The sequence below is a fragment of the uncultured Campylobacter sp. genome (assembly GCF_938045595.1).
GTDB lineage: Bacteria > Campylobacterota > Campylobacteria > Campylobacterales > Campylobacteraceae > Campylobacter_B.
This window is the reverse complement of record NZ_CALIBB010000316.1, coordinates 1-3,435: the sequence shown is the minus strand read 5'-3', so window position 1 is coordinate 3,435 and position 3,435 is coordinate 1. Positions and strand designations below refer to the sequence as shown.

Annotated in this window: 5 protein-coding genes; all 5 read right to left on the bottom strand. The window is 46.7% G+C overall.

Annotated features, from left to right (window positions below):
• Positions 1-291, bottom strand: a 291-nt coding sequence (locus Q0340_RS12215) for a hypothetical protein (protein ID WP_298083531.1), incomplete at its 3' end; no start/stop codon positions are given.
• A gap of 10 nt (positions 292-301) precedes the next feature.
• A complete protein-coding gene (gene trpA / locus Q0340_RS12210) occupies positions 302-1,048 on the bottom strand; it encodes a tryptophan synthase subunit alpha (protein WP_298083530.1) in 747 nt (248 codons plus the stop codon).
• Positions 1,041-2,222, bottom strand: a complete 1,182-nt coding sequence (trpB, locus tag Q0340_RS12205; RefSeq protein WP_298083529.1) for a tryptophan synthase subunit beta — start codon at positions 2,220-2,222, stop codon at positions 1,041-1,043. The genes trpA and trpB overlap by 8 nt, the downstream gene beginning before the upstream one ends.
• A gap of 221 nt (positions 2,223-2,443) precedes the next feature.
• On the bottom strand, positions 2,444-2,845 hold the full coding sequence (locus Q0340_RS12200; protein ID WP_298083528.1) for a hypothetical protein: 402 nt from the start codon (positions 2,843-2,845) through the stop codon (positions 2,444-2,446).
• 208 nt (positions 2,846-3,053) lie between these two features.
• Positions 3,054-3,435 (bottom strand): phytanoyl-CoA dioxygenase (locus Q0340_RS12195; RefSeq protein WP_298083527.1); only part of this gene is annotated, 382 nt, incomplete at its 5' end.

The following is a 3,435-nucleotide window of genomic DNA, read 5'->3' as shown; positions in this document are numbered from 1 at the left end:
ATCGGCTCCGGTGGGGAAATTGATCTCGATATCCTTGCCCTTAGGCGCGATCGTAAAGCTTTTAAGCACCTTTTGGTTGGTGCGCATTTCGTTAAATTTCTCATCGCCGCCAAGCCCTTTTAAAATAAGACTCATCGACTGCCCATCGACGCGGCGCACGATGTCGGGCTTGTATGCGGAGTCAAACGCCAAGGCAATGTCGACGCTGTCGTCGTGGTTGAAAAGATCGTATTGCATCAGATTGGCGCCGAGGCAAAAATTTGCGATTAAAATCAAAAATATCTTTTTCATACTCTTTCCGTTAATTAAAAAGTTCGGCGATCTTGCCTTGCAGCTCGCGCCCGCCGTAGTTCGCGCATAAATTTACGATCGCGGTGCCGATGATAGCGCCGTCTGCGTATTCTTTCGTAGCGCGAACGTCGCCGGCAGTGCGGATACCAAAGCCGATCGCTACGGGCAGATCGCTCATTTTTTTAAGATCTGCGACCATATTTTTAAGGCGCGAGATCGGAGTTTGCTTGCTTCCGGTCACGCCGATAGCGCCCACGCCGTAGATGAAGCCTCGCGCGCGGCTCAAAACTCGCGCGGCGCGGTGCTCGCTCGTAACACTGATAAGCGGGATGAGCGCGATACCAAACTCCTCGCAAAGCGCGAAAATTTCCTCATTCTCCTCATACGGCAGATCGGGGATTATTAGTCCGCTGATGCCGTAGCGCGCCGCCTGCGCTACAAACTCGCGCGCGCCGTAGGCAAAGATCACGTTGTAATAGACCAAAAACACGAGCGGCTTGCGCGTTTGCACCTCTTTTAAAATTTCAAATACCTTCTCCGCGTTTACGCCATTTTGAACCGCGGAAAAGCTCGCCTTAAAAATTTCGGGGCCGTCTGCGAGCGGGTCGGAATACGGGATACCGATCTCAAGCAGATCGATCGCGCTTTCGTCTAAATTTGACAAAAACTCCTTCGTGTGCGCGGGGCTCGGGTAGCCCGCCACGATGTAGCCGATGTTCGCCTTTTTGCCGGCGAAGGCCTCCTTGATCTTATCCATAAATCGTTCCTTTTTTGTAGTTCATCACAGTATCCATATCCTTATCGCCCCTGCCACTTATGTTTACGACGATCGTTTTTTTGCCCTTTAGCTGCGGGCAGAGCTTTTGCAAATACGCTAATGCGTGCGCGCTTTCGATCGCAGGGATGATGCCCTCAAGCCTACAGAGCAGTTTAAGCGCCGTGATGCACTCATCATCGGTTACCGCTTCGTATTTTGCGCGACTTATCTCGTGCAGATGCGCGTGCTCCGGGCCTACGCCCGGGTAATCAAGCCCCGCCGAGATGCTGTGAACAGGCTCGATCATGCCGAATTTATCCTGCAGTACGATCGTTTTCATGCCGTGGATGATGCCCGCGCGTCCGTTAGTGATGGTCGCTGCATGATAAGGGGTATGCGCGCCCAAGCCGCCCGCTTCGACGCCGATGAGTTGCACGCTAGGATCATCCACGAACGCGCTAAAAATTCCTATCGCATTGCTTCCGCCTCCTACGCAGGCTAGGACGTAGTCGGCTTTGATCCCTTTACTTGCGAGCTGAGATTTGGTCTCAGTGCCGATGACGCTCTGAAATTCCCTAACCATCTTAGGATACGGATGCGGCCCGACCGCCGAGCCGATGACGTAAAATACGCTCTCGATCTCGTTCACCCACGCCTGAATCGCCGCAGTGGTCGCCTCTTTGAGCGTTTTTAAACCGGTGCCGATTTTGATTAAATTTGCACCCAAAAGCTGCATCCTAAAGGCGTTGAGCTGCTGGCGCGCAGCGTCGGTCTCGCCCATATACACGTCGCATTCAAGCCCAAATAGCGCCGCTGCTGTCGCCGTCGCTACGCCGTGCTGGCCCGCGCCGGTTTCTGCGATGATCTTTTTTTTGCCCATTTTTTTGGCGAGTAGCGCCTGCGCTAAGGCGTTATTGATCTTATGAGCGCCCGTATGGTTGAGATCCTCGCGCTTTAGATAAATTTCATGCCCGTAGTGCTCGCTAAGGCGCGCGGCGTGATATAACGGCGTCGGACGCCCAGCGTATTCGCGCAGCAAGTAGTCCAGCTCCTCGCGAAATTCCTTCGTCTGCGCTATGGTGTTGTACGCATCCTCTAGCTCTTCAAGCGCGAACATTGCCGTTTCAGGCACGAACTGCCCGCCGAAACTCCCGAAATACGCCTTTTTATTCATCCTATCTCCTCGCATTAAATCGTGAGATTATATAAAATTTCGCGTTAAATTTCGCTTTTTTGACGGCGCCTTTTGCGGCGCTCTTCTAAATTTATCAGATGTACAGCCGCAAAAACGCGCGGCGCAAGATAGTAAATTTTAAAATTTACACTTCAAATTGTGGCTAATGCTTCGCTTGATGAATAGGCCTTGGGCGCCGTAAATTTGAATAATTTATAAATTTATTTGCCTTCATTGCTAATATCGCTCTTTTTATAATTACCGATAGGACAAATGATATTGTCAGTATCTGTAAGCCTTAATTTTTTCCACTCTTCAAAGCTATTAACTCTAATTAAATTATGTGGGATCTTTGACGATCCATCAATGATCTCAAGGCACTCGCTCGTTTCTCTTTTAAAATACTGCATAATAAGGTGAGTATCGTTATTTTCCAAAGCTTTTCTTATACATTTTGCTTTTAACTTAACATAACCGCTATTACTTAGAGAATTTTTTGAAAAAAGCCTCATTGGAGCGCACTCGCTAATTATTTCCGTATAAATCATACGAAAAACAAAAAACGAAATAATTAGCATAAACGGCAATAGAATAATATTTTTGTATCGTTTTAAAAATTTCATCTTATTTCCTTATTAGGAATTTTTAAATTTTACGAATAAAAACCCTTGATTTTTGTGTTTTACTACCGCTTATGCCTATACCTGCCCCTATGAAGCTTGATTTGCTATCGCTTATACCATTAATATCTATAGAAGCCCGGGTGCTTAGACATAGCAGCAGAGTAAAGATATATAGGATAAATTTCATTCTGCTAAGTCTAATATGGGTTTAATCATAGTCGAAGTCTTCCAAATCATACCCGAAGGTATACAAAGTCTTTAAGGCTAGCTCTCTGACTTCTACCCAGGATTTGTTCTGATAGACTAGATAGTCATAAGTATCTCCCTCTAACAAGCTTTGATCTTTAAAGTATTTATAAATAAGTTCTGCAAGCTCTTTTAAGATCTCTCTTTCATAGGGCAAGAAGCAGAATCTAAATTTTTCGTCAAGGGCACGCCAGCATTCATCGCATAGTAGTTCCGCCATTTCTGATGGGTCTTCGTAAGATTTAGCTGTGGCATGCACTAGATATTTATCTTGATGTTCCAAAGAAGCCATTCGAGTTAAATGGAACATAAGATCGCCCTTTTTAAATATCTCTTTTCCGTCA

Bases quoted from the DNA above. Each gene is read 5' to 3' on its own strand.
- trpA (WP_298083530.1), bottom strand. From the start codon at position 1,048: ATGGATAAGATCAAGGAGGCCTTCGCCGGCAAAAAGGCGAACATCGGC.
- trpB (WP_298083529.1), bottom strand. From the start codon at position 2,222: ATGAATAAAAAGGCGTATTTCGGGAGTTTCGGCGGGCAGTTCGTGCCT.
- Q0340_RS12200 (WP_298083528.1), bottom strand. From the start codon at position 2,845: ATGAAATTTTTAAAACGATACAAAAATATTATTCTATTGCCGTTTATG.